Source organism: Chloracidobacterium sp. (genome assembly GCA_016716305.1).
In the GTDB taxonomy this organism is placed as follows: Bacteria; Acidobacteriota; Blastocatellia; order Pyrinomonadales; family Pyrinomonadaceae; genus OLB17.
In genome coordinates, this window is record JADJWP010000002.1 from 2,536,653 (window position 1) to 2,558,679 (window position 22,027).

The 22,027-nt window shown below is 53.2% G+C and carries 24 protein-coding genes; 8 read left to right on the forward strand and 16 right to left on the reverse strand.

Annotated elements, in window-relative coordinates; all coding sequences use genetic code 11:
• The first annotated feature begins 197 nt into the window (after window positions 1-197).
• The 3 genes from IPM28_13545 to IPM28_13555 all read left to right on the forward strand — a co-directional run bounded on the left by IPM28_13545 (window position 198) and on the right by IPM28_13555 (window position 4,381).
• The gene (locus IPM28_13545) at window positions 198-1,502 is read left to right on the forward strand and encodes a hypothetical protein (GenBank protein ID MBK9174007.1); all 1,305 of its coding nucleotides are present in this window, start codon (window positions 198-200) and stop codon (window positions 1,500-1,502) included.
• Window positions 1,503-1,664: 162 nt separating this feature from the next.
• Window positions 1,665-2,540, forward strand: a complete 876-nt coding sequence (locus IPM28_13550) for a hypothetical protein (protein MBK9174008.1) — start codon at window positions 1,665-1,667, stop codon at window positions 2,538-2,540.
• 149 nt (window positions 2,541-2,689) lie between these two features.
• Window positions 2,690-4,381: a polysaccharide-degrading enzyme gene (locus IPM28_13555; protein ID MBK9174009.1), complete on the forward strand. Its 1,692-nt coding sequence runs from the start codon at window positions 2,690-2,692 to the stop codon at window positions 4,379-4,381.
• 10 nt (window positions 4,382-4,391) lie between these two features.
• On the opposite strand, the gene IPM28_13560 is transcribed toward IPM28_13555, so the two are convergent.
• Window positions 4,392-5,048, reverse strand: a complete 657-nt coding sequence (locus IPM28_13560) for a YceH family protein (protein MBK9174010.1) — start codon at window positions 5,046-5,048, stop codon at window positions 4,392-4,394.
• Window positions 5,049-5,162: 114 nt separating this feature from the next.
• Here IPM28_13560 and IPM28_13565 point away from each other — a divergent pair, with 114 nt between their 5' ends.
• On the forward strand, window positions 5,163-5,768 hold the full coding sequence (locus tag IPM28_13565) for a hypothetical protein (protein MBK9174011.1): 606 nt from the start codon (window positions 5,163-5,165) through the stop codon (window positions 5,766-5,768).
• Here IPM28_13565 and IPM28_13570 read toward each other — a convergent pair.
• A complete protein-coding gene (locus tag IPM28_13570) occupies window positions 5,756-6,241 on the reverse strand; it encodes a PaaI family thioesterase (protein MBK9174012.1) in 486 nt (161 codons plus the stop codon). The two genes, IPM28_13565 and IPM28_13570, sit on opposite strands and share 13 nt — an antisense overlap.
• A gap of 27 nt (window positions 6,242-6,268) precedes the next feature.
• Window positions 6,269-7,300, reverse strand: a complete 1,032-nt coding sequence (locus tag IPM28_13575) for a TerC family protein (protein MBK9174013.1) — start codon at window positions 7,298-7,300, stop codon at window positions 6,269-6,271.
• A gap of 287 nt (window positions 7,301-7,587) precedes the next feature.
• On the opposite strand from IPM28_13575, the gene IPM28_13580 reads away from it, so the two are divergent.
• Entirely contained in the window at window positions 7,588-9,288 is a 1,701-nt protein-coding gene (locus IPM28_13580) for a carbon starvation protein A (protein ID MBK9174014.1), read from the forward strand.
• 68 nt (window positions 9,289-9,356) lie between these two features.
• Entirely contained in the window at window positions 9,357-10,088 is a 732-nt protein-coding gene (locus tag IPM28_13585; protein ID MBK9174015.1) for an MBL fold metallo-hydrolase, read from the forward strand.
• Here the strand turns inward: IPM28_13585 and IPM28_13590 are convergent.
• The 10 genes from IPM28_13590 to IPM28_13635 form a co-directional block, all read right to left on the reverse strand.
• Window positions 10,085-10,546 (reverse strand): zinc ribbon domain-containing protein, encoded by a 462-nt coding sequence (locus tag IPM28_13590; GenBank protein ID MBK9174016.1) that lies wholly within the window; start codon window positions 10,544-10,546, stop codon window positions 10,085-10,087. The genes IPM28_13585 and IPM28_13590 overlap by 4 nt on opposite strands.
• Window positions 10,547-10,552: 6 nt before the next feature.
• Window positions 10,553-10,903 carry a hypothetical protein gene (locus tag IPM28_13595; GenBank protein ID MBK9174017.1) on the reverse strand — a complete coding sequence of 117 codons (351 nt, stop codon included), beginning with the start codon at window positions 10,901-10,903 and terminating at the stop codon, window positions 10,553-10,555.
• A gap of 120 nt (window positions 10,904-11,023) precedes the next feature.
• Window positions 11,024-11,662 carry a hypothetical protein gene (locus IPM28_13600; protein ID MBK9174018.1) on the reverse strand — a complete coding sequence of 213 codons (639 nt, stop codon included), beginning with the start codon at window positions 11,660-11,662 and terminating at the stop codon, window positions 11,024-11,026.
• Window positions 11,663-11,792: 130 nt separating this feature from the next.
• Window positions 11,793-13,661 carry an aspartate--tRNA ligase gene (aspS, locus tag IPM28_13605; protein MBK9174019.1) on the reverse strand — a complete coding sequence of 623 codons (1,869 nt, stop codon included), beginning with the start codon at window positions 13,659-13,661 and terminating at the stop codon, window positions 11,793-11,795.
• A gap of 109 nt (window positions 13,662-13,770) precedes the next feature.
• Window positions 13,771-14,610 (reverse strand): phosphatidate cytidylyltransferase, encoded by an 840-nt coding sequence (locus tag IPM28_13610; GenBank protein ID MBK9174020.1) that lies wholly within the window; start codon window positions 14,608-14,610, stop codon window positions 13,771-13,773.
• A 2-nt stretch (window positions 14,611-14,612) separates the two neighbouring features.
• Window positions 14,613-15,380: an isoprenyl transferase gene (locus IPM28_13615; GenBank protein ID MBK9174021.1), complete on the reverse strand. Its 768-nt coding sequence runs from the start codon at window positions 15,378-15,380 to the stop codon at window positions 14,613-14,615.
• 25 nt (window positions 15,381-15,405) lie between these two features.
• Window positions 15,406-15,744: a DUF952 domain-containing protein gene (locus IPM28_13620; protein ID MBK9174022.1), complete on the reverse strand. Its 339-nt coding sequence runs from the start codon at window positions 15,742-15,744 to the stop codon at window positions 15,406-15,408.
• A 213-nt stretch (window positions 15,745-15,957) separates the two neighbouring features.
• Entirely contained in the window at window positions 15,958-16,707 is a 750-nt protein-coding gene (truA, locus tag IPM28_13625; GenBank protein ID MBK9174023.1) for a tRNA pseudouridine(38-40) synthase TruA, read from the reverse strand.
• A complete protein-coding gene (locus IPM28_13630; protein MBK9174024.1) occupies window positions 16,697-17,554 on the reverse strand; it encodes a hypothetical protein in 858 nt (285 codons plus the stop codon). The genes truA and IPM28_13630 overlap by 11 nt, the downstream gene beginning before the upstream one ends.
• A gap of 3 nt (window positions 17,555-17,557) precedes the next feature.
• A complete protein-coding gene (locus IPM28_13635; GenBank protein MBK9174025.1) occupies window positions 17,558-18,139 on the reverse strand; it encodes an orotate phosphoribosyltransferase in 582 nt (193 codons plus the stop codon).
• A gap of 176 nt (window positions 18,140-18,315) precedes the next feature.
• Here IPM28_13635 and IPM28_13640 point away from each other — a divergent pair, with 176 nt between their 5' ends.
• Together IPM28_13640 and queF are read left to right on the forward strand one after the other, a co-directional pair.
• On the forward strand, window positions 18,316-19,137 hold the full coding sequence (locus IPM28_13640; protein MBK9174026.1) for a 3'-5' exoribonuclease: 822 nt from the start codon (window positions 18,316-18,318) through the stop codon (window positions 19,135-19,137).
• The gene (queF, locus tag IPM28_13645; GenBank protein MBK9174027.1) at window positions 19,131-19,550 is read left to right on the forward strand and encodes an NADPH-dependent 7-cyano-7-deazaguanine reductase QueF; all 420 of its coding nucleotides are present in this window, start codon (window positions 19,131-19,133) and stop codon (window positions 19,548-19,550) included. Before IPM28_13640 ends, queF begins: the two co-directional genes overlap by 7 nt.
• A 5-nt stretch (window positions 19,551-19,555) precedes the next feature.
• Here queF and IPM28_13650 read toward each other — a convergent pair whose 3' ends face one another.
• The 3 genes from IPM28_13650 to IPM28_13660 form a co-directional block, all read right to left on the reverse strand.
• Complete coding sequence (locus IPM28_13650) at window positions 19,556-20,092, reverse strand: CarD family transcriptional regulator (GenBank protein ID MBK9174028.1); 537 nt, start codon at window positions 20,090-20,092, stop codon at window positions 19,556-19,558.
• Window positions 20,093-20,227: 135 nt separating this feature from the next.
• Entirely contained in the window at window positions 20,228-21,313 is a 1,086-nt protein-coding gene (locus tag IPM28_13655; protein MBK9174029.1) for a PAS domain-containing protein, read from the reverse strand.
• Entirely contained in the window at window positions 21,310-21,996 is a 687-nt protein-coding gene (locus IPM28_13660; protein ID MBK9174030.1) for a response regulator transcription factor, read from the reverse strand. The genes IPM28_13655 and IPM28_13660 overlap by 4 nt, the downstream gene beginning before the upstream one ends.
• Between the last annotated feature and the right edge of the window lie 31 nt (window positions 21,997-22,027).

Genomic DNA, 22,027 nt, shown 5'->3' on the forward strand with positions numbered 1-22,027 from the left:
GAAGTTGCTAAATTAGCACACACAAGCGGGTATTTTCATGCCTTAACGTAAGAAATTCCGGTCCGATCAGGCAGGTGAACTTCGGAAATCCAGCCTACTTGAGATAAAATGGCAGAAAGTAAATAAACGCCGGCCGAAAATATTGCATCATAGGAAATCGTTCGGCAATGTCTCGGCAGACGTTCGGAGGTAGAGTTATGAATCGAAACAAGATTTTTGCGGCAGTCGGCGGGCTGTGTCTTTTGTTGGTCTTCGGGTCGGTCGCTTTTTCGCAGACTGCGATCGTTCGAGGCGTGGTCAAGGCAAAGCAGGCTGACGGAACTGAAGTGCCCGTCGCCGGAGCCCTTGTTGAGCCTTACCGCGTTGATGTTCAGAGCGGTAGAGCCCCGTCCACAAAGACAAATCGCCGAGGCGAATTTAACTTTGTCGGATTCGGGCTCGCTTACAAATATGTGCTTGCGGTAAGCGGCGAGGGAATTGCTCCGACGGTCTACCAGAACGTTCGTGCCGGGATGGAGGATATCTCCATTCTGGTTGTCGCTGGTGATGGCAAGGTATATACCGAGGCCGAGGTGCGAAGCCTGGCGTCGCAGACGGCACCTTCGTTGGATGGTAAGAACGCCGAGCAGTTGAAGAAAGAAGAAGAGGAATATCAGAAACAGCTTGAAAAATATAATGCCGAAAAGGCGAAAGCAGAAAATGTGAACAAGATCGTGAACGCAGCCCTGAAAGACGGTGACGCGGCATTCAAGTCGAAGAATTACGATCTTGCGATATCAAAGTTTGACGAGGGCATAAATGCCGATCCGGAGTTCGAGGGTAGTGCACCGGTATTGCTCAATTACAAAGGGGCAGCATTGCGAACACGCGGTTTCGAGGCGTACGAACGCTCGGCAAAAGGCGATCCGGCCAACAAAGCAACGGAAATGGCAAAAGCGAAGGCCGACTTCCTTGGCGCGATCGAAGCTTTCGAGCGTGGGCTGACGGTAATAAAGAATGCGAAAACCACCGATGCGGCCGTATTGGCGAATCTGGAAGCAAATCGCCGAAATATCCTGGCGAATGCGGTCGAGACGTATCGACTCGTCGTTAGGACAAAGGCAGATGTGACGAAAGCGATGGATGCGATCCCGATCTACGATCAGTATTTCATAGTCGAAAAAGATCCGGCATTGGCGCTCAAAGCAAGAGTCAACCTAGGCGACATCCTGCGCGAGGCTGGTGAATCTGAACCATCGATCGCTGCATATCGCGTCGCTCTCGAGGCCGCGCCGGATAACGCCGACGCGATGGCAGGTATCGGCCTTTCGCTTTTTAACCTTGGCGTTATCGAAGACGACAAAGCGAAGATGCAGGAAGGGCTGAATTTCATGCAGAAGTTTGCTGATACTGCCCCCGATTCGCATCCGCTAAAGACAAGTGTCAAAGAAGCGGTCGAATATCTAAAAACAGAGCAAAAGCTCGCACCTCAGAAAGCGGCACCGGCTCGACGCCGAACCTGATCGTGCGGTCACGTTTACACGTATGCCCGGGCCGCGTGCCCGGGTTTTTTTGATTCCAAGGTGAAAGACGCGTTCAATTTTATTGTCACAATTCCCCAGATCACGGTGTTCTTCTGGCGTAGGGCAACCAAACAAAAAAGAAATGATCTGCGGAGGCATCTAATGAACAACTCATATTTCAGAACCATTGCCGGCTCGGCGATGGCATTTATTATCATCGTTTTCGGCTCGTATGTGATCGCAGCACAGAGTGCAACGACCGGCAATTGGCGGGCCTCGACAAAGGAAAAGCAGCCCGGAGAACTGCATATCTCTTTCGAACGAAAGTCCGAAAAATATGGTAAAAATTCTCACGGATCGTTCTTTTCGTACGACGATCTCAGAGGCCTGACGCCGGAACAGACAAAGAACGGGCGTGTACGATTCAGCATCGTCCGTGAGGCCGGAACACTTGATTGCGAAGGCTCGTTCACCGACGGTGTAGGAACCGGAACGTTTCAATTTAACGCAAACGAAAGTTTCGTTCAGGGAATGCGAAGCCGTGGTTTTGAGTTCAATGACGAGAGGCTCTTTTCGGCTACGACTCTGAACCTAACGCTCGCATTTGCCGACAACCTTCTGTCAGCGAACTTCGGAAAGCTCGATACAGACGACCTATTCAAGGCGCTGATCTTTAAGATCACCCCGGAATTCATGGCTGAGATGAAGGCAACCGGATTTCCGAATCTCGGAATGGAGGAACTCGTCAAGGCACGTATCTTCAAGATCGACGCTAAATACGTTCGTGAGATCAAGGACATGGGATTTGGCGTCACCGATTTCGAGAATCTGGTCAAATACCGGATCTTCAAAGTAACGCCCGAATTTCTTGCGGAAATGAAGAACGAAGGCCTCACTGACATTGATCCTGAAGATGTCGTCAAACTACGGATCTTTAAGATCGATGCCGCTTACGTTCGCCAGGCTCGTGCCGAGGATCCTAATATCTCGGTGGAGAAGATCGTGCAGAAGAAGATAGGTGCGTGGTCGCGAAATTAGTCACATTGCGACGTTCACTTCAGCTTGAGCCGGCACGATGCCGGCTCTTTTTTGTTTACTCAATAAAGTCGGGCGTGATAGACTTCGAAGATGCAAAATAAGTTTTAACATCACCTAATTCCAGCCTTTCTCCCAAGAAACCCCTCGCTATGAAGCATTTCAACAAGTTCGCTTTCGTTCTGGCATTACTGATATCGTCAACGACCGATGCCGCATCGGCTGTCTATGAAGTGAGAGAAGGTACGGCGATGACATCGATCGGCCAGGTTCCGTGGGCGACCCTGCAGCCGGGTGATACCGTTCTTATCCATTGGAGGGCCCAGCCCTACAAAGAAAAATGGGTGATCTGCCGGCAGGGAACGGCCGAAAGCCCAATAACGATAAGCGGCGTTCCAGGGCCGAATGGCGAACTTCCCGTGATCGACGGCAATGGCGCGACGACGCCGAGCAACCTTAACTTTTGGAGTGAGCAACGCGGCGTGATCAAGATCGGCGGATCGAACGTCCCGGCGGATACAATGCCGCGACATATAATCATCGAGAACCTGGAGATCCGCGGGGCACACCCGGATTATCAATTCACCGGCCGAAACAATGTCGTTCAGAACTACACATCGGCAGCTTCACCGATCTTTGTCGAGAAAGGCGAACATATCACCATTCGCAACAACATAATAACCGACGGCGCAAATGGTTTTTTTGTCGCATCGAACGACAGCGCAGTCTCGCGGAATATCCTTGTTGAGGGCAATTACATCTACGGCAACGGGATCGTCGGCAGCATCTTTCAACACAACAATTACACCGCGGCGATCGGCATTACATTTCAATACAACCGGTTCGGGCCGCTGCGGTCAGGTTCGCCCGGGGTCAATCTGAAAGACCGCTCGGCCGGGCTTGTCGTCCGTTACAACTGGATCGAAGGCGGAAACCGTAACATCGACATGGTCGACGGCGAAGACACGGCGATCATCCGAAATGATCCGGCCTACCGAAAGACGTTCGTGTACGGCAATGTCCTGATCAAACAGGACGGCGGAAATAATCAGGCGGTTCACTATGGCGGCGACAGCGGCACGACCGCTAATTATCGCAAAGGCAAGCTCTATTTTTACAATAACACGTTGTATTCGATCAGGGCCGGGACGACCGTTGTGATGCGGCTTTCGACAAACGATGAGACCGCTGATTCGCGCAACAACATCCTCGTTAACACCGCCGCCGGAACAAACATGGCGATGCTTGCCGAGGCAGGTACGCTTGCCCTTGCAAATAACTGGGCGAAGACCGGCTGGCGAAATTCGCATGAAGGCGGGGCATTCACAGGCAGTGTGACCGGGGGAACGACCATGATCACAGGCACGTCACCCGGATTCGTCGATACGGCGACACAGGATCTCGCTCTTGCGGCTGATTCGGCGGCGATCGATGCAGGGACCGCGCTCCACCCGGATGCGATACCTGATCACAACGTTGTTCGGCAATATGTGAAACATCGAATGAGCTTATCGCGGCCGGTCAGCGGTCCGTTCGATCTTGGTGCATTCGAATTTACCTCAACAGCCCCGGTGCAGATGGTCACCACCGCACTGCCCGATACCCTTTATCTGAGGCACTTCTATCAAACACTAGCGGCCGCTGGCGGCTCCGGGAATTACGTCTGGACGGTTTCGGCCGGTACCCTGCCGCCCGGAATTCAGCTTGACGCAACGACGGGAATACTTCGCGGAAGGGCACGTCTGAAAGGCATTTGGGTATTCACACTTACGGCGAGAGACGAGCAAAATTCCGCACTTTCTGCGAGCCGGCAATTCACGATCGAAAGCGATCTTCATCAATGAATTGAGCCGATCATTCGAATTGTTTTTTGAAGTCGTCGACGGCGCTTTTGATCGTTTCGATCTCGGCACGCAGTTCGGCTACTTCGTTCTCGAGCCTTTCGATCCGCGACGACGTGCTGCCAGAATTTGCCGGAGCATCAGACCCCGAACTCGAACAAGCGACAACCTCGACCGGACCCGACAATAGATGAGCGAAACGCGATTCTTTCTGTCCAGGCTGACGTTCGAGTTTGACAATAAGCGGTTCCGGGCGGCTGGCGAGTTCGTCGAGCGTTTCCTGAACCTCGCCCAAACCGCCAAATTCATAAAGCCTGTCAGACCTGCCGCGAAGCTCGCCGACCGTCTGCGGCCCGCGAAGCAGCAGAAGTGCGACGACGGCGACGCCGGCAGCATCCAGATCGAAGACGGTCGGCAACATGTGTTTGTACTTTACCGTCCGGCTCGAACTTCCGTAATAGAGATAGACAAGGTTCTTGTCGCGAAGGCTGTCGATGGCGGCGAGTATCTCGCTCTCGCCGAGCGACATCACCGGTTCGCGATTGCTCTTCTGATTGCACGCGGCCGTCAGGGCGTTGAGTGTGAGCGGATAATATTCGGGCGTGGTCAGCTGCTTTTCAACAAGACTGCCAAGAACTCGTGCCTCGGTTGCGTTAATGATCGTGGACATAATGCGTACTCAGGCTTTCATAATACTCCGCATCGATCAAAGACGGTAAGTCATCAGCCCGGGAAAACGCGCCTTTGCGTCATCGGCGGCTTTGCGTGAAAATGTAATGAACCTGTGGAAGTTCTTATCACCCGCACAACCCAAGAGATCGCCGAAGCCTGCGATCGCCTGTCAAAGGCCGGAGCGCTCGGGTGCGATACAGAAACGTCGGGGTTCAATTCGAGCGTAGGAAGACTCTTCTCTATCCAGTTCTCAGACGGCGAGTTTAACGTTCTGGTCCCTTTAAGCGAAGGCGTCGATATTGGCGGATTTGCCGATCTGCTGGCTGACGACAGTATCGTAAAGATATTTCACAACGCCAAGTTCGACCTTGAATTCCTTTACGATGCGGGCCACGCGGTACGAAATATTTATGACACAATGATAGCCGAAAAGGTTCTGACCCGCGGGGCGAACCAGTCGGCTTCGCTCGCCGAAACGCTCTACCGCTACTTCGCCGTCGATCTGGACAAATCGCAGCGTGCAAAATTTACCCGCAAATGGGACGGTGTCTGGACGCCTGAACTCGTTGACTATGCGCTTTCCGACGTCGTTCATCTTCCGCAGCTGATGATCGAACAAAAGAGCTGGCTTGCAAAACTGGGGTTGATCGATGAATGCGAAAAACAATTCGCGAGAGTATTCGACACCGATCAAATCAAGGTCGATCACCACCGGTGATATGCCGGATGCCCTTCTTTGACGGCGACGAATGTTCCGCGGCATGTGTCGCAGACCTTGCCCCCGGCGATCAGTTCAGCTTCGACGGTCGCTCGATCTTCGCTCGCTTCAACGACGCGGGCCTTAAGCGTGATCGGCCCGTCAACAGGTGTCGGCCTCAGCAGTTTTACATGGAAATCGGCAGTCACGGTGCATGGTGCTGCGGTCTCACCGCGTTGTTTCATCAGATGGATGGCTGCCGCCCAATTTGAATGGCAATCAAGCAAGGCCCCAATTATGCCGCCGTTCAAAACGCCTGGAAATGCTCGATGATGGGGTTCCGCGAGCCATTCGGCGACGAACTCACCGTTCTCTTCAAAACTCCGTATCTTCAAGCCTTTTTCATTGGCGGGGCCGCAGCCGAAGCAGATCCCTTCTGGCGAATAGATCTCCTGTATCGATTTACCGGTATGCATACCAACGAAGTCTAGCATAGCTTCGGCAGCGGTTTAAGACGGGCCTTATTCCGGGACGGCCTCGTCACCGGGAATTGACTCTATCTTTACCGGGAACATCAGCGACGCCGCGACCGAGGCCGCGATCGTCGTAATTATGAACCCGAGCGACCAGGTCACCGGAAACTTCCCGCCGAATGCATCGTTGAGCCAGACCATTTTGAGCCCGACGAAAACAAGAACCACCGCCAGGCCGTATTTGAGCAGGTGAAACTTGCTTACTGCGCCGGCGAGCATGAAATACATCGATCTCAAACCGAGGATCGCGAATATGTTCGACGTAAAGACGATCATTGGTTCGGCCGTTATGGCAAAGATCGCCGGAACCGAATCGACGGCGAATATAACGTCCGTCATTTCCAGGAAAAGAAGAGCTATGAAAAGGGGCGTCGCCGCGAGCCGGCCGTTTTCGCGGACGAAGAATCGCTTGCCGTGGAGCTGAGGTGTAACCGGCATGAACCGTTTGAATAGCCGTATCGCGAAGTTCTTTTCCGGATCGATCTCTTTCTCGGCGCCGAACATCATCTTGAGGCCCGTGAGGATCAGGAAACCGCCAAAGACGTAAATGACCCAGTGAAACTGCATCAGCCACGATCCCGCACCGATAAAGATCGCACGGAAGATCAGGGCGCCGATAATGCCATAAAACAGCACTCGGTGCTGATAGACCGCAGGTATCGCGAAATATGCAAAGACAATGACGAAGACAAAGATGTTATCTACAGAAAGCGATTTCTCGACGATGTAGCCGGTAAGGAATTCGAGAGAGACGTTCCAGGCGGCGACGTCCGGAACAAAACCCGGCGTCGCCATCAGGCGTTCGTCCTGCGGAAACCTCCAAAGAGTGTATTGATAGAGAAGGAAATTGAAGAAAAGGGCAAGCGAGACCCAAACGGCGCTCCAGATCGTCGCCTCTTTGATCGATACCTCGTGCTCTTTTCGGTGAAACACACCGAGGTCGAGCGCAAGCATCAAAAGAACAAAACCGGTGAATGCCAGGTAAAACCACCAATATTCGGCAAACGGAAACAGACTCATACGTGATCCTCCACGAAGTGAACTCACGTCCGCAAAGAAAAAACCCTGCGCGGACATCAACATGTCGCGCAAGGTCTTGATACTTTGCCATTGGGCCGGAGCATTGCTGCTCGTATTGACGACCTAAAGGACCGCGGAGGGCTATCTACTCCCCTTGCCAAATTGTTATGAATAAGAGTACTTAATCCGGAAATTATTGTCAAGATTCTGCGGGCTTGAAACCTGATGTTATGCTGTCGTAGATTTTACCGTCATCTCTTTAGTTATTTCTATTGTCCGCACAGCCTATGCTTACACTTCTCGCCGTCGTCTTTATCGGTTGGCTCGTCTTCGGCTATTTCGGATACGGCCGCTGGATCGCAAGGCAATTTCAGCTGGACGATGCCCGGGCGACGCCGGCGAATACGCATAAAGACGGGCTCGATTTCGAGCCGATCAGACCTTTCTATCTTTTTGGCCAGCATTTCTCCGCGATAGCGGCGGCCGGACCAATAGCCGGACCGATCATTGCCTGTATGGCGTTCGGCTGGCTGCCGTGCCTTTTATGGATCGCATTCGGCGTAGTGCTTATCGGCGCCGTTCACGATTTCTCAGCTTTGACGTCATCCGTCCGTCACGGCGCTCAGAGCATCGCCGAGATCACTCGCGACAAACTCGGTGGTGCTGCCGGCAGAGCGATGATGGCATTCATCTGGCTCGCGTTGGTTTACGTGATCGTGGCGTTTACCGATATCACGGCCGGCACTTTTGTATCGGGTGACGAGGCATTAGCCGGTGAAACCAGTTTCAACCCCGGTGGAGCGGTCGCATTCGCCTCGGTCGCTTACCTGCTCCTTTCCATTTTGCTTGGTCTGGTCGAGCGCTATTTAAGACCGCCGCTCTGGCTTTCGACGGTCGTCTTTGTTCCGGCCGTTTTCGGGGTTGCGTATCTGGGGACGAATTTCTCGAACGTATTAAGTTATAGCCATCAAACATGGGGCATCGTCATTTTGCTCTATTGCATAGCGGCGTCGCTAGTCCCGGTTTGGGCCCTTCTTCAGCCAAGAGGCTATCTGGGTGGGTTTGTCCTTTATTCGGCGATCGCGGTCGGCATCGTCGGGATCTTCTTTGGCGGATACACGATCGAGCAGCCCGCGTTCAAGTCGTTCGACGTAGGCGGAATGACCGGAATGCTCTTTCCGTTCCTATTCGTAACGATCGCCTGCGGGGCCTGTTCGGGCTTTCACGGACTGGTTTGTTCGGGCACCACATCAAAGCAGTTGGACAAAGAGTCACATGCCCGTCCGGTAGGCTACGGAGCGATGCTGGCAGAGGGCTTTGTCGCATTCATCGCGCTGGTCGTCGTGATGATCGCAAGCAACGAGATGCTTTATGGCGCCGACGGCAAGGCATTCGCGGCCGGTAAGATCTATGGCAACGGCATTGGCGAATTCCTGACGCTACTGATCGGAAAGGAAAACCTCCCGTTCGCGGTTACGTTCGGAGCGATGGCATTCTCGACCTTCGTATTCGACACGCTCGACGTGGGCATGCGGCTCGGCCGCTATCTTGTTCAGGAGTTGATCGGCGTTCCAGGCCGTGTTGGTGCTGTGATCGGAACTCTCGCAACCGTCGCTTTGCCGTTCGTTCTGATCTTCTATGCAAAGCCTGGTTCGTGGGTAGAGTTCTGGACGCTTTTTGGGGCGTCAAATCAGCTGCTCGCGGCGTTGACCCTTCTCTCGATCACGGCGTGGCTATACCAAGCACGAAAACGTATAGCATTCACGCTGCTGCCGATGCTGTTCATTCTCGTCATTACGCTTTGGGCGCTTGGGTCACTGGTGATCGGCAATTTTCAGGCATCGACCGGCCTGGATATCAAGATGGTCAATGGTGTCGCCTCGCTTATCTTGATCGGGCTGGCAATATTTCTCATTATCACGGCATTTTTGAAACTCCGAGGCGAGAGAGGTGCAAAACCCGAGGCCGAGATCCCGGCCGTTGCATGACATTGTTTTCCGTCCGGGAACGCGTATAAGGTCGAGGACCTGCATAGGCCCGAGGAGCGTTTACGACGATGACAAATATTACCGAGATCGCACCGGACATTTTTAGGATCAACACTTTCATTTCAGAGGCAAACCTCGGATTCAGCCAATTCCTTGTCCGTGACGAGGAGCCGCTGCTGTTTCACACAGGAATGCGGGCATTATTTCCGGCCGTTCGCGAGGCGGTAGCTTCGCTGATCGACCCTTCAACGCTGCGGTGGATCGGATTCAGCCATTTCGAGGCAGATGAATGCGGCTCACTCAATGAGTGGCAAGCGGTCGCACCTCGTGCAACGGCGGTTGTCAGCATGGTCGGAAAGATGGTAAGTGTGGATGATTTTGCACCGAAGAATCCGGCAAAAGGGATGGTTGACGGCGAGGAGTTTTCGACCGGCAGACACAACTTCAGGTTTCTGGCGACACCGCACGTCCCGCATAACTGGGAGGCGGGACTTTTGTTCGATACGACAGCCGGTGTCTTATTCTCGTCTGATATTCTACATCAGAACGGCGATGTTGCTCCGTTGACCTCGGAGAGCGTTACGGATCGTGTGCGTCAGGCGATGTTGGAAATGCAGGCAAGCCCGCTGGCAGATTACTTGCCTTATACTCCGAAGACCGATGCGACGCTGAAGCGCATAGCGGCCTTGAAACCGAAGACCGTAGCGTCAATGCACGGATCGATCTACACCGGCAACGGCGAACAGGCAATAATTGAGTACTCCGAGGTCTTGAAAGAGGTGTTTGGCGGGAATGCCTAACGCTCGCTGACCGGGACCTTTTCGAGTGTTCGTGTTGTATGGTCCGTCACACTCGCCGGCTGCTGGAATTCGTCCAAAGGATTTGTCGCTTTCGGCGGGAGTTGGACCAGCGGAACCGATTCGATCGATGATGTTTTTGCCAACGGAGCGGGGTCGCCCAGCTTTCTGTCGATCAACTTCGATATCTGCCGCATGATCATGAAGCAAATACCGAAGAGCGTTGCAAGATAGAATATTGCGAAGATGAATACCGGTTCGGGGTTTGGAACTTTATCGAGCAGGATGGCCATTAACCCGACGAGTATCGCAAGGCCAACCACAGCGACGGCGATCAATGCCGAAACAAGCGATCCCAGGATCGACTTTGTCTGATCGTCGCCTTTTCTAAGCTGTGCACCACAGCTTTTGCAAAAGTTAAGGCTCTCGTCTATTTGTTTTCCGCAGCGGTCACAGTACATTCCGTTTTATTTTCTCTGGGCAGTGACTTCTTCAAGGTCGCGTGTTGTGTGGTCAACGATACTGCCGATCTCGGCCTCCGGGCGTTCGACGAGTTGTGCGGTCGCCGTGGGCCTCAGGTATACCGGAGCAGCCGGATCACCGTTAGCGTCTACTGATCGAGGCAATGTGCCGGTCGTTTTAAATGAACCTTGTCGAAGGATCAGGAAACAGATACCAAAGAGCGCGGCAAAATACAAGAAGGCTATCTTGGTCATGTCACCGGATGGAAATCCATTCTTCGCCAATATCAATACAACGAATATGAACGCGAGAAATCCAACACCACCGGTGTATGCGGCTATGACGGACGAACTCATTCCGGCGAGAGCGTCGGGCGTATCTCTATCGATCCGCCGCCCGCACCTGCTGCAGTAATTTAAGCCTTCTTGTATTTGGGTACCGCAACCAGAGCAAAACATCGTGAATTTTGTTCGAAATTACGACTTGATAGGGCCGATCTTTTCCTCGAGCCAATTCGTAAGATCATCGACGGATTCAATGTGAACCGGCTTTCCCTTCCACGCCTTGATCGCAAAAACGATGAGCATGATGGTCGTGACAAGCGTGAAGATGCCGCTGCCGAGTTCGGCAAGGTCGGTGACATTGCCGACCAAGCCCAGTATCGTCGTGACGATCAATATCCCGACGTGGGCGGCCAGGCCCTGTGCAGCGTGAAATCGGACCTTGGTCTCTTCTTTCGGCAGTATCAGAAGCAAAATAAGGCCTGCGACCAGCCCGATCGAAAAGGGCAGATACGGCAGGCCGATCAGCCACTTTTCCGGCAGGCCGGCTTTGGCGACCTTTCGGCTCGAAGCCTGATTCATATCGGTTAGGCCCACCGGTTGATAAACGGCCGGACTCTGACCGCCATGGAAAGCGTAAGAATTGAACTGCGGTCCCTCAAATCTGCGAGTCTCTTCTTCGGTCACACTCCCAGGCGAGCGAGGGAATTCGGCGGTACTGAAAGGGGATCTCTGGGGCGCGGTGTAAACCGCCGCCGGGCCTGTTTCAGCAGCCGTTCGTGCCTTTTCCGGGAATTCCGGATCGAGCGGATTTGTATCAAACTTTTTGGCCATCGTCACCGATATTCTACGACAAATTAAACTGATTGGTTCAATAAATCGAATTCACCCACGGCCTGAAACCAATTGTCATGTTAACATCGCCGCCGCCGCTATCCAGCTATAACATACCTTGCGAGAGAGGCTAGGATCGATCATTCTGATTCGCTTGTACTGCAACATTGATCCCAAGCTCGTCCAACTGCGAGCCATCCACCTCGCCCGGAGAGTCCATCATCAGGTCCTGAGCCGAGGCCGTCTTTGGAAACGCCATGACGTCGCGAATGTTCTCGGTGCCGACGAGGATCATGCACGTGCGTTCGATGCCGGCGGCGAAACCGCCATGCGGGGGCGTGCCGTATTCAAGGGCGTCGAGGAAGAAGCCGAACTGTGCACGGGCGCTCTCCGGCGTCATTCCGAGTGCTTTGAAATTTAAGGCCTGCACGTCCTTTTGATGGATGCGGATCGACCCGCCGGCGCATTCGTATCCATTGATCACGGCGTCGTACGCCTTGGCACGCACTTCACCCAGCAGATGATGGTCCGCATCGTTTTCGACCGCTTGTTTGAACTTCTCAAGGTCCTCGTCCATTGGCGAGGTGAACGGATGATGAGCGGCAGTGTAGCGGTCGGTCTCCTCGTCGTGCTCGAACATCGGGAATTCGGTGACGATAAGGGGTTCGTACTTGCTGCGGTCGATCAGGTTCTCGCGCCGGGCGATCTCGATGCGAAGGGCGCCGAGAGCTGCGGCCACGACCGACTTTTTGCCTGCGACGATGAGGACGGCATCTCCGCGCTCGGCACCAGAGGTCTTGGCGAGTTGGCTTACCTTCTCTTCTCCCAGGACCTTGAGGAGCGACGAGGTAATGACCCCGTCGCTCCCGGTTCCGACTTCTGCTGCCGCCTCGACGCCAACTTTTATCCAGGCGAGAGCACCGGCTCCGTATCGTTTGACGAACTCCTGCAGCTCATCGGTTTGCTTGCGCGAGTAATCGGCCTTACCTTTTGCCACGATACATTTGATCTCGCCGCCTTTCGCAAGGGTCTCGGCAAATGGAGCGAAATCCGTTTCTTTGAGCTCGGTCGACAGATCGACGAGCTCCATGCCGAATCGAAGGTCGGGTTTGTCCGAGCCGTAGCGTCGCATCGCCTCGGCATATGTCATTCGCGGCCATTCGGCCGGCAGATCGACGCCGATCAGTTTCAGAACGTGGTTGAACATCCCTTCCATTTCGCGATAGACCTGTTCGCGGTTGACGAAGGACATTTCCATGTCGAGCTGTGTGAATTCCGGTTGGCGGTCGGCCCGGAGATCTTCGTCGCGGAAGCAGCGGGCGATCTGGTAGTAACGGTCAAATCCGGCGATCATTGTCAGCTGTTTCAAGATCTGCGGCGACTGCGGCAGGGCGAAGAACTTGCCGGTGTGTATCCGCGACGGGACGATAAAATCGCGAGCGCCTTCGGGCGTCGATTTCAACAATATCGGTGTTTCGATCTCGACAAAACCGCGGTTATCGAAATACTCGCGGATCTTCGCTACGGCTTTGGCACGCATGCGAATGTTGTGCTGAAGCTGCGGACGGCGAAGGTCGAGATAACGGTATTTGAGCCGCGTGTCCTCCGCGGCAAGGTTTTCGCTGCCGGCAACTTCAAGTTGAAAGGGCGGAACGTTAGCGTCGTTAAGAATCAAGATCTCTGAGACCCTGACCTCAATATCGCCTGTCGCAAGCTTTCTGTTGTGCGTCCCCTCAGCTCGGCTCACGACTACGCCTTTCACCGCGATCACGAACTCGCCGCGGAGATTCTTCGCCTTAGCATGAGCTTCGGCCGCTGTCTCTTCGCTGACGACAACCTGTGTCACGCCCTCGCGGTCGCGAAGGTCGATGAAGGTGAAAACGCCGAAATCACGCTTCTTTGCGACCCAGCCCATCAAAATGACGTTCTTGCCGACTTGCGATTCGCGAAGCTCGCCGCACGAATGCGTTCTTTCTAAACTTCCCAATACATCATGCATAAAAATAAAAACGCCTTCCGGGTTGAGACAGTCGGAAGGCGGAACGTCGTGAAAAAACGTTTCCGTCCTTACGTATTATTGCCGTCAACTCGTAAAATGGCGTTCATCGCTAAAAATAAAACCGAGCAAAATAATACAAGATTGGTGCGTTGAATAGCAAACTGTCCAATCGGTCGAGCAGGCCGCCGTGGCCGGGAAGGATCGAGGCGGCGTCTTTGGTTTTGGAGCCCCGCTTCATCGCAGATTCCGTCAGGTCGCCGAGGACGCCGACAACGGCCATAACCACGGCGAGCGGGATCGAGAATTTGTACGGCAGCTCCGGAAAAAACATGAATGTACACAGCGCTGCAAAGCCGGCGGCGGCTACGAGGCCTCCGATCAGGCCTTCGACCGTTTTTCCCGGCGAGATCGACGGTGCGAGCTTGTGCTTTCCGAACGCACGGCCGGCAAAATATGCTCCCGAATCCGAGCCGAAGATCACCACAAAAAAGAAAAGCAATAGCTGGGTCGAGAGCCCCGGCGAACTTTCGAATCCGACACGTATCGAGATCAAGAATCCGCCGAGGAACGCCAGATACAATACACCTAGTATCGTAACTCCCGCACCCGTCAGCATTTTCGAGAAGTCTTTTTGAAACCGAAACGTCTGGGAGATAAGAACCGTTCCGACGAATGCAGCCAGTGTCAGGAGCAAAAGGTCCGGAGCCTTAGCCGGAGCGTCAAAAATGAACGCAACCGCGATCGCTGCGGCTCCGAGATAAGCAATACCGGCGTCTGCCTTTAATTCGAGCTTTTTAGTTAGAATAAACAACTCGAACAGCCCGGCCGCAAGTGCCAAAACGGCGATGCCGACGAAGATCCAAACCGTGCCGGGTACGTACGTCGGTAGGATTATTGAAGCAACAAGGATCGGCAGTGCAACTGCGGCAGTTAACAGACGTGTTTTCATGGCTATGACTTGAGGCCGCCGTATCGTCGATCGCGTTTCTGATATTCGATGATCGCTCGAAAGATCTCAGCCCGTCGAAAATCAGGAAAGAGCGTCGGGGTGACATAGATCTCGGCGTAGGCGATCTGCCATAAGAGGAAATTGGAGATCCGCAATTCACCGCTGGTACGGATCAAAAGGTCGACATCCGGAAGGCCCGCGGTGTAAAGATTCTGTTCGATATCTTTTTCGGTAATCTCGCCCGGCGAGCCGTTATGCCCCGCGGCCGCCTTTCGGCAAGCCTCGACTATCTCAAGCCGCCCGCCGTAATTTAAGGCAACGCTCAGTATCGTTCCGGTATTTGAAGCCGTTTGGGCGGTTGCCCAGGCGATCTCTTTCTGGACGTCCGGCGCGAGGCCCTGAATATTCCCGATCGCTTGAAACCGTATGTTATTCGCATCGACCTCGCGCATCTCGCTTCGGATATATCGTTTGAGCATCGACATCAAGCCTGATACTTCGGCTTTCGGCCGCTTCCAATTCTCAGTAGAAAATGCATACAGCGTAACCGCAGATATCTCGAGTCGCGTGCATGTATCAAGAATCGACCTGACAGACTCAGCTCCGGCTCTGTGCCCGAATATTCGCGGTTTTCCCCGCATTTTAGCCCAACGCCCATTACCGTCCATTATTACCGCGATATGCCTCGGCATCCGATCGAGATCGATCTCGTCGAGAAGTTCCGCGTCGGTCGGCGTAAGGTCAGGGATATGGGTAAAGTTTTTATGCATCTGCGTGCGAGCGGAAAGCCGCCACTCATTTATCCGACCAATAGTCGATCGTCGTATCTTTTGCGGCGACCAACCGCTCCTCGACGTTGACTATGGCATTGTGGTTAAGCCTGCCGTAAATGTGCGGGTACAATTCGCCGCCGGTCGAGGGTTCATTGACGAGCTTGGCCAGAAGTTTATCGGTTTCGATCGTGAGAATGACTATCTTCGGCCGCTGGCTGTAGTACCGCTTGATTACGGCTTCTAATTGCGTGTCGAAGCTGCAATGGATGAAACCCTCGGTCTGTAAGCTCTCGGTCTGAAACGACGGACGATCCTTGTATTTTTCCCAGTTTTCTGGAGTTGTGATGTGATAAATAAGCATGTACCAAAAGAATTGCGGCGAACTTTACCGAGGCCGCTCGTCGAGAACGCAATACGGCTAGTACGGGCCGGGTCAATGCGATCCCTTCCGAGCTAAGCTCAGATGGAAAACTGCAGCGATCAAAGAAACGCGAATAAAAAGATCCACATGTCAGCCGATCTGCGTTTCTTCGTTTCGGCGTTTAGCCGCACCATTCGCGAGCCGAAAAACGCGTCAATACTCGACCTTCATAAGCGTCAACCCATGTGCCGGAGCGGTCTTTCCGGCAAGACTTCGGTCACCCGTGACAATTGCCGTCTGAATTGTATCAGAATCCTTTTCGCCGCGCCCTATCTCGATGATCGTGCCAATTATCGACCTCACCATATAACGCAGGAATCCGTTCGCAGATATCGAAAATTCGATCATCGACGCACGAGCCCGCGGATCCCAAACGGTCTGAATGGTACAGTCAGTCACTGTTCGCACGCGGTTTTCGCCGTCGGCCTGGGCCGACGAAAAGGCTGTCCAGTCGTGTTCACCGAGCAGCATTCGAGAGGCAGCGGTCATCCGGCCAATATCGAGAGGACGTGATTCGTGGTGGGCAAACCGACGCCAAAACGGCGTCATGACCGGCGCATTCACGATGCGGTAGAGGTAGGTCTTGTTTCGGGCCGAAAAACGAGCGTGAAAGTCGTCCGGAGCAAGTTCGACATTCATGATGCGGATGTCACGCCACAGATTGCCGTTGATGGCCGCCCGGAGCCTATCGGGCGTGAATCTGCGATTCATGTTTACGTTGGCGACCTGGCCTTCAGCGTGGACGCCGGCGTCGGTTCGCCCTGAACCGACCACCTTGACCGGAGCATCCTCAAGCGTACCGATAACGCGCTCGAGTTCGCCTTGTATGGTTCGGTCATTTTCCTGCACCTGCCAACCGTGGAAGTCGGTGCCGTCGTACTGGATCAGAAACCTATAATTCATTAAATCGTTTGTTCAGGGCCATCGCAAATCTCGACGCCGAGCGGTCGTCCATTCGAAAGTACAAAGCAGGTTCGATCAATTCGAGTTCCATCAATCGGAACTTCGAGCCGTCACGCACAAGATCGATCCGGGCGTAGAGCGGTCGCGGCAGTAGCGAGTTTTCGATCGATCGGGCCGATGCGATAAGGTCCGCCTGCGGTTCTACTGCTTTGATCACGCCCCCGTGCTCCTCCTGGACGCGATAATCGTCACGTTTCGGGGTCTTCAGGATCGTGTGGCTATATTCGCCGTCGAAATAGAACACCGAGTATTCACCTTCGTCAACGATAGACCGCAAAAACGGCTGAACCATGTAGCCCCGGCCTTCAAACACGCTTGCGATATCGGGGTCGAACGACTTTGCCCGGAATGTATCTTTTGCAGTTGCGCTGATCGTCGGCTTGATAACGACCTCGTCGGTTCCAAGCGATGAAAGCCAGCCCGAAAACTCGGTTTTGGTAAATACCCCATTTCCCCAGATCGTCGGAACGATCGAATTGCCGTCGGCCTCGAGTTCGCACAAATAGCGTTTATCCAGATTCCATTCCATCAGCGCCAACGGATTCTCGAGACGTGCTGATGAGCTTTCGATCGATCTCAACACTTCAAGAAACCGTATCGGAGCATTTTGATAGTCCCAGGTCGTTCGAACCACGACCACGTCAAATGAGTTCCAGTCGACCTTCTCAGAACGCCACGAGACCTTTTCAACTTGCCATCCGAGTCTCTCAAGCGGTCCAATGGCCAGATCGTCGTCGCTGACATAGCCCGCGAGGTCGTCCATCGTAAGAAAACAGCACGTTCGCATCGTTCAGTTCGAAATGTTCGCTCGGCTTCCCGGCTTCACGGCTACGTCTCCGCGTTCGCATAATGGACAATCGGCTGCTGTATAACTAGGAACATCGAGCGACAGCAGCGACATGCGGTAGACTCCGACATCGGCCTTCCCGTTCGAGCGGTCGACGATCGATGCGGCCGAGACGACACTGCCGCCATTGGCTTCGATGACCGAAATACATTCTCGCGTCGATCCGCCAGTGGTGATAACGTCTTCAACGACCAAAACCCGTTCGTTACGCCTGATACCAAAGCCTCGTCTTAGCGTCATCTCGCCATTTTGCCGTTCCGTCCAAATGAACCGGACGTTCATCGCCGCTGCTACCGCATACCCGATGATCAGGCCTCCGATCGCCGGCGAGGCGACCGTATCGATATCAGAGCGGTCGAAGTTCTGAGCGATCAGGCGGGCGAAACGCGAGGCATCGGCAGGATATTGGAGCGCAAGGGCGCACTGCAGATACAGTGGGCTATGCAAGCCGCTGGAAAGTATGAAATGCCCGTCGAGAAGAGCGTTTGTGTCGCGAAAGTGCTGAAGTATCTGGTCCGGCCCCATCTTTGAATGTTGTTTGTCTTTACAGATCCGGTCTTTCCGATATTGTGTAGATCTGATGTTTTCGAACGACCAAAGACCGAATTATGTCAAAAAAAAGCGATTCTTCCCAATTCGGACTGCGGCCGCTTCGTTCGATTCCTTGCGGTTTGAAGTTTTGCCGATAGAATGATTAGTGAATGGCTCCTTCTGCAAATCTCATTTCGGAATCGCTTTTGATCAAAGATACGATCAGTTTGCTTGAGTCGCTTGGTGGGCGGGCTCCGGCGGTCAGGATCGTCGATCGGGTAATGAAGATCAAGAAACCGGAGCCTTTCATCGCACGCTTGCTTGTTCAGGAATTGGTCGAACGCGACTCGCGCCTGGCGATCGTAGGCGACGGTGACGATGTCGAGTTCGTCGGCCGCGACCATGGCGTGATCGATCTTTCGAACACGTCATTTGTTGTTTTCGATCTTGAAACGACCGGAGCTAAGGCTCCGCCTTGCCGTGTCACTGAAATAGGAGCATACAGGGTGGTCAACGGTGAGATCGAAGGGGAATTTCACACGCTGGTCAACCCCGAAACTCCGATACCGTCATTCATTACATCATTGACGGGCATCAGCGACGATATGGTTCGCGGCGCACCGGTCTTTTGTGATATCGCCGATGAATTTTTGGCATTTATCGGTGATTCGGTACTGGTCGCTCACAACGCTCGGTTCGACATGGGCTTCCTGAATCATGAGATCGGGTTGGTATACGAAGACTATTGTCTCGAGAATCCGTCGCTGTGTACCGTTCAGTTGTCGCGAAAACTTCTGCCCGATATCGAGAATCATAAACTGAACACGGTCGCACGCCACTATTCTATCGACCTGGTAAATCATCATCGTGCGAGCGATGATGCCCGGGCAACGGCACGGATCTTCTTGAATCTTCTGAGCGATCTGCGCTCACGCGGGATCGAAGATCTGGCGTCGGCTCGTGAATTCAGTAAAAAGAGAAAAGTATGTTAGACGACAAAATTCTGCCTCCGGAAAATCTCCAGAATCTTGACATCCGTTCAACACCGCGAGGCGAGATGGGGCTTTATCCGCTGGACACGTTCAAATACGAGTTTTCAGGCAAGCCGATCTGGATCGATTTCGAGATACCTGAATTTACGGCGATCTGTCCGTTTTCTGATTTTCCGGATTTTGCTGTGATCAGGCTCAGTTATGTTCCGAACGAAAGGTGCATCGAGTTGAAAAGCCTTAAGATGTATATAAACTCGTTTCGCGACGTAAAGGTATTTCACGAACACGTCATAAACATCATTCTTGAAGATTTTGTCGAGGCCTGTGACCCGTTAAGGGTCAAGATCGTCGGTGATTTTCACGTCAGGGGAAATATCAAGACCGTCGTCAAAGCAAAATATCGAAGGCCTTAATGGCCTCAATGTATAGCGGCTGACATTACGTTCAAATGCTCGGCCGAATGCTTGTTGCACGCGATCTCAACAAGTCTCTCGATCTCGTCCCGCAGCAGTTCTTCGTCAGCGGCATCGGCGTTCGTTATCTCAGAAACGATAAGAAACTTTGCTTTGTCCAGCAAAGTTTGCTCACGGAACGATAGTTTTTTCTCGCGGCTAAGAAACGTAAGTTTCTTGAGCACGTCAGCCGCCTCGAAGACGTCGCCGGACTTGAGCTTGTCGGTGAACTCACGCGACCTCGATTTCCAATCGCTCGATGCGCTTTCGAAGCTCGAAGAAAGTTTCTCGATCAGGGCCTTGCATTGAATTGACGATATTATCGGGCGCACACCAACGCTTTCGGCATTTTCCGTGGGGATCAAGATCGTTGAGTTATCGCTCAAAACTCGAAGAGAATAGAAACTCATGCTGCAGTCGCCGATCATCTTTCGTTCGATCTGCTCGACCATGCAAACGCCCTGACTTGGATACGCGACCTTCTGTCCGATGCTGAGATCCATAGGTGTTCTGCCCCCAAAAAACCTGAGAGTTGACCAAACAAAACGAACCCGTAAACCTGCGGTCCGCGTGACCTAAATTGCCTGCTTAATATAAGAATTATATCACGTTCTAGCTTATGTGGAAAGAAAAATCGATCACACGGTAAGTGTATGAAGAATGGGAAGTTGGATCGTGAAAACCGTTCCATGTCCGAGCGCCGAGTTTACGGAAATCTCACCACCATGGAGCCGTGCGAGGTGTTTGACTATCGCGAGACCGAGCCCGGTTCCGCCAACGTCGCGTGTGCGTCCGCGATCCACACGGTAAAAGCGCTCGAATATCCGGTTAAGGTGAGCAGCGAGAATACCTTCGCCCGTATCTGACACATTGAGGAAATAACTTTCGTCATTGCGGTCCATACTGACCGTAACGCGCCCACCCGAACGGTTGAACTTTATCGCGTTATCGATCAGATTCGTCAGCATCTGTTCCAACCGCATCGGATCGGCATCGATCCTTTCCTCGGACGAGATCACGTTGATGAGTTCCACATCATTTTCGGCGGCTTTTGACGAGAGCGTTGCAAAGACCTCGTCGATCAAATGCGATACCCTTACCTTTTTGACGTCGATCGAGACGTTGCCCGATTCGATCAGGGAAAGCTCAAGAATGTCCGCAATGAGTACGTGCATTCGTTCCGCGTTCCGCCTGATCGTGCTTAAGAAACGGCGGTTGTTTTCGCGGTCGTCGATCGCTCCGTCCTCGAGGGTCTCGACAAAGGCGAGTATCGAGGTCAGCGGTGTGCGAAGTTCGTGAGAGATGTTGGACAGGAATTCCTGACGGACCTTTTCGAGACGTTCGATCTGTGAAACGTCGTAGAACATACCGATGGCATAGACCTCACCTTCAAGCTCAAAAGGCGCGATATGGACATCGTAAACCCGCTTTTCGTTGCCTGTAAGCTCTATTTTCAGGTCCGTGCCGACCTTCTCTGTCGATGCACGGCGAAACGCCACGTGCAGATTTAGGTCGCGCATCACCTCGCTAAGGCGTTTGCCTTTTAGATCAGGATATTCACGGGAAAAAGCTCGGGTTGCAGAGGCATTTGAGGCGACGATCTTCATCGAGGGATCGACGACAAGAACGGCTTCGCGGATCGAATCGATGATCGAATGCAGCAATCGGCGAGAATGTGCGCCATGAAATTCGATGCTTTCGTCTCTGTTTTGAGGAGCGATCATTTGCAGCCGACGAACCGATAACCGACACCCACAACGGTCTCGATACAACCACCACATTCGCCCATCTTTTGACGCAATCGCCGTATATGAACATCTAGTGTGCGGGTATCGCCAAAATAACTATAACCCCAGACATTATCGAGCAGCTGCTGACGCGTAGCAACCCGGCCGCTGTTCTTGATCAGGTGTTCAAGCAGGGCAAATTCCTTCCTCGTCAATTTAACGTATTCCCCGTCTGCCATTACCCGCATGTCATCGAAATCGACGCTCATTCGTTCATCTTCGTAACGCGGAGGGGATTCCTTTTCGGCACGCCGAAGCACGGCACGGACGCGTGCGACAACCTCCTTGACCGAGAATGGTTTGACGATGTAATCGTCGGCTCCGGTGTCAAGCCCGGCGATCTTATCGGTTTCGGCCGCCTTTGCGGTCAGCATGATTATCGGCGTGTTCTCAGTTGCCTGCTCACGCCGGAGACGACGGCAAAGCTCCATCCCGCTCATCCCGGGCAACATAAGGTCAAGGATGATAAGAGACGGCGAATTCTTGTCATCGAGAGCGAGGCGGAGTCCTTTTTCTCCCGATTCTGCGATCATCGAGCGGAAGCCTTCTCGCTTGAAATTATAATGAAGACTCTCGGCGATATCGGCGTCGTCCTCAATGATCAGTATGTTTTGCTGCATAGATGCTGGTGGTTAACCGAATGAGAACAGA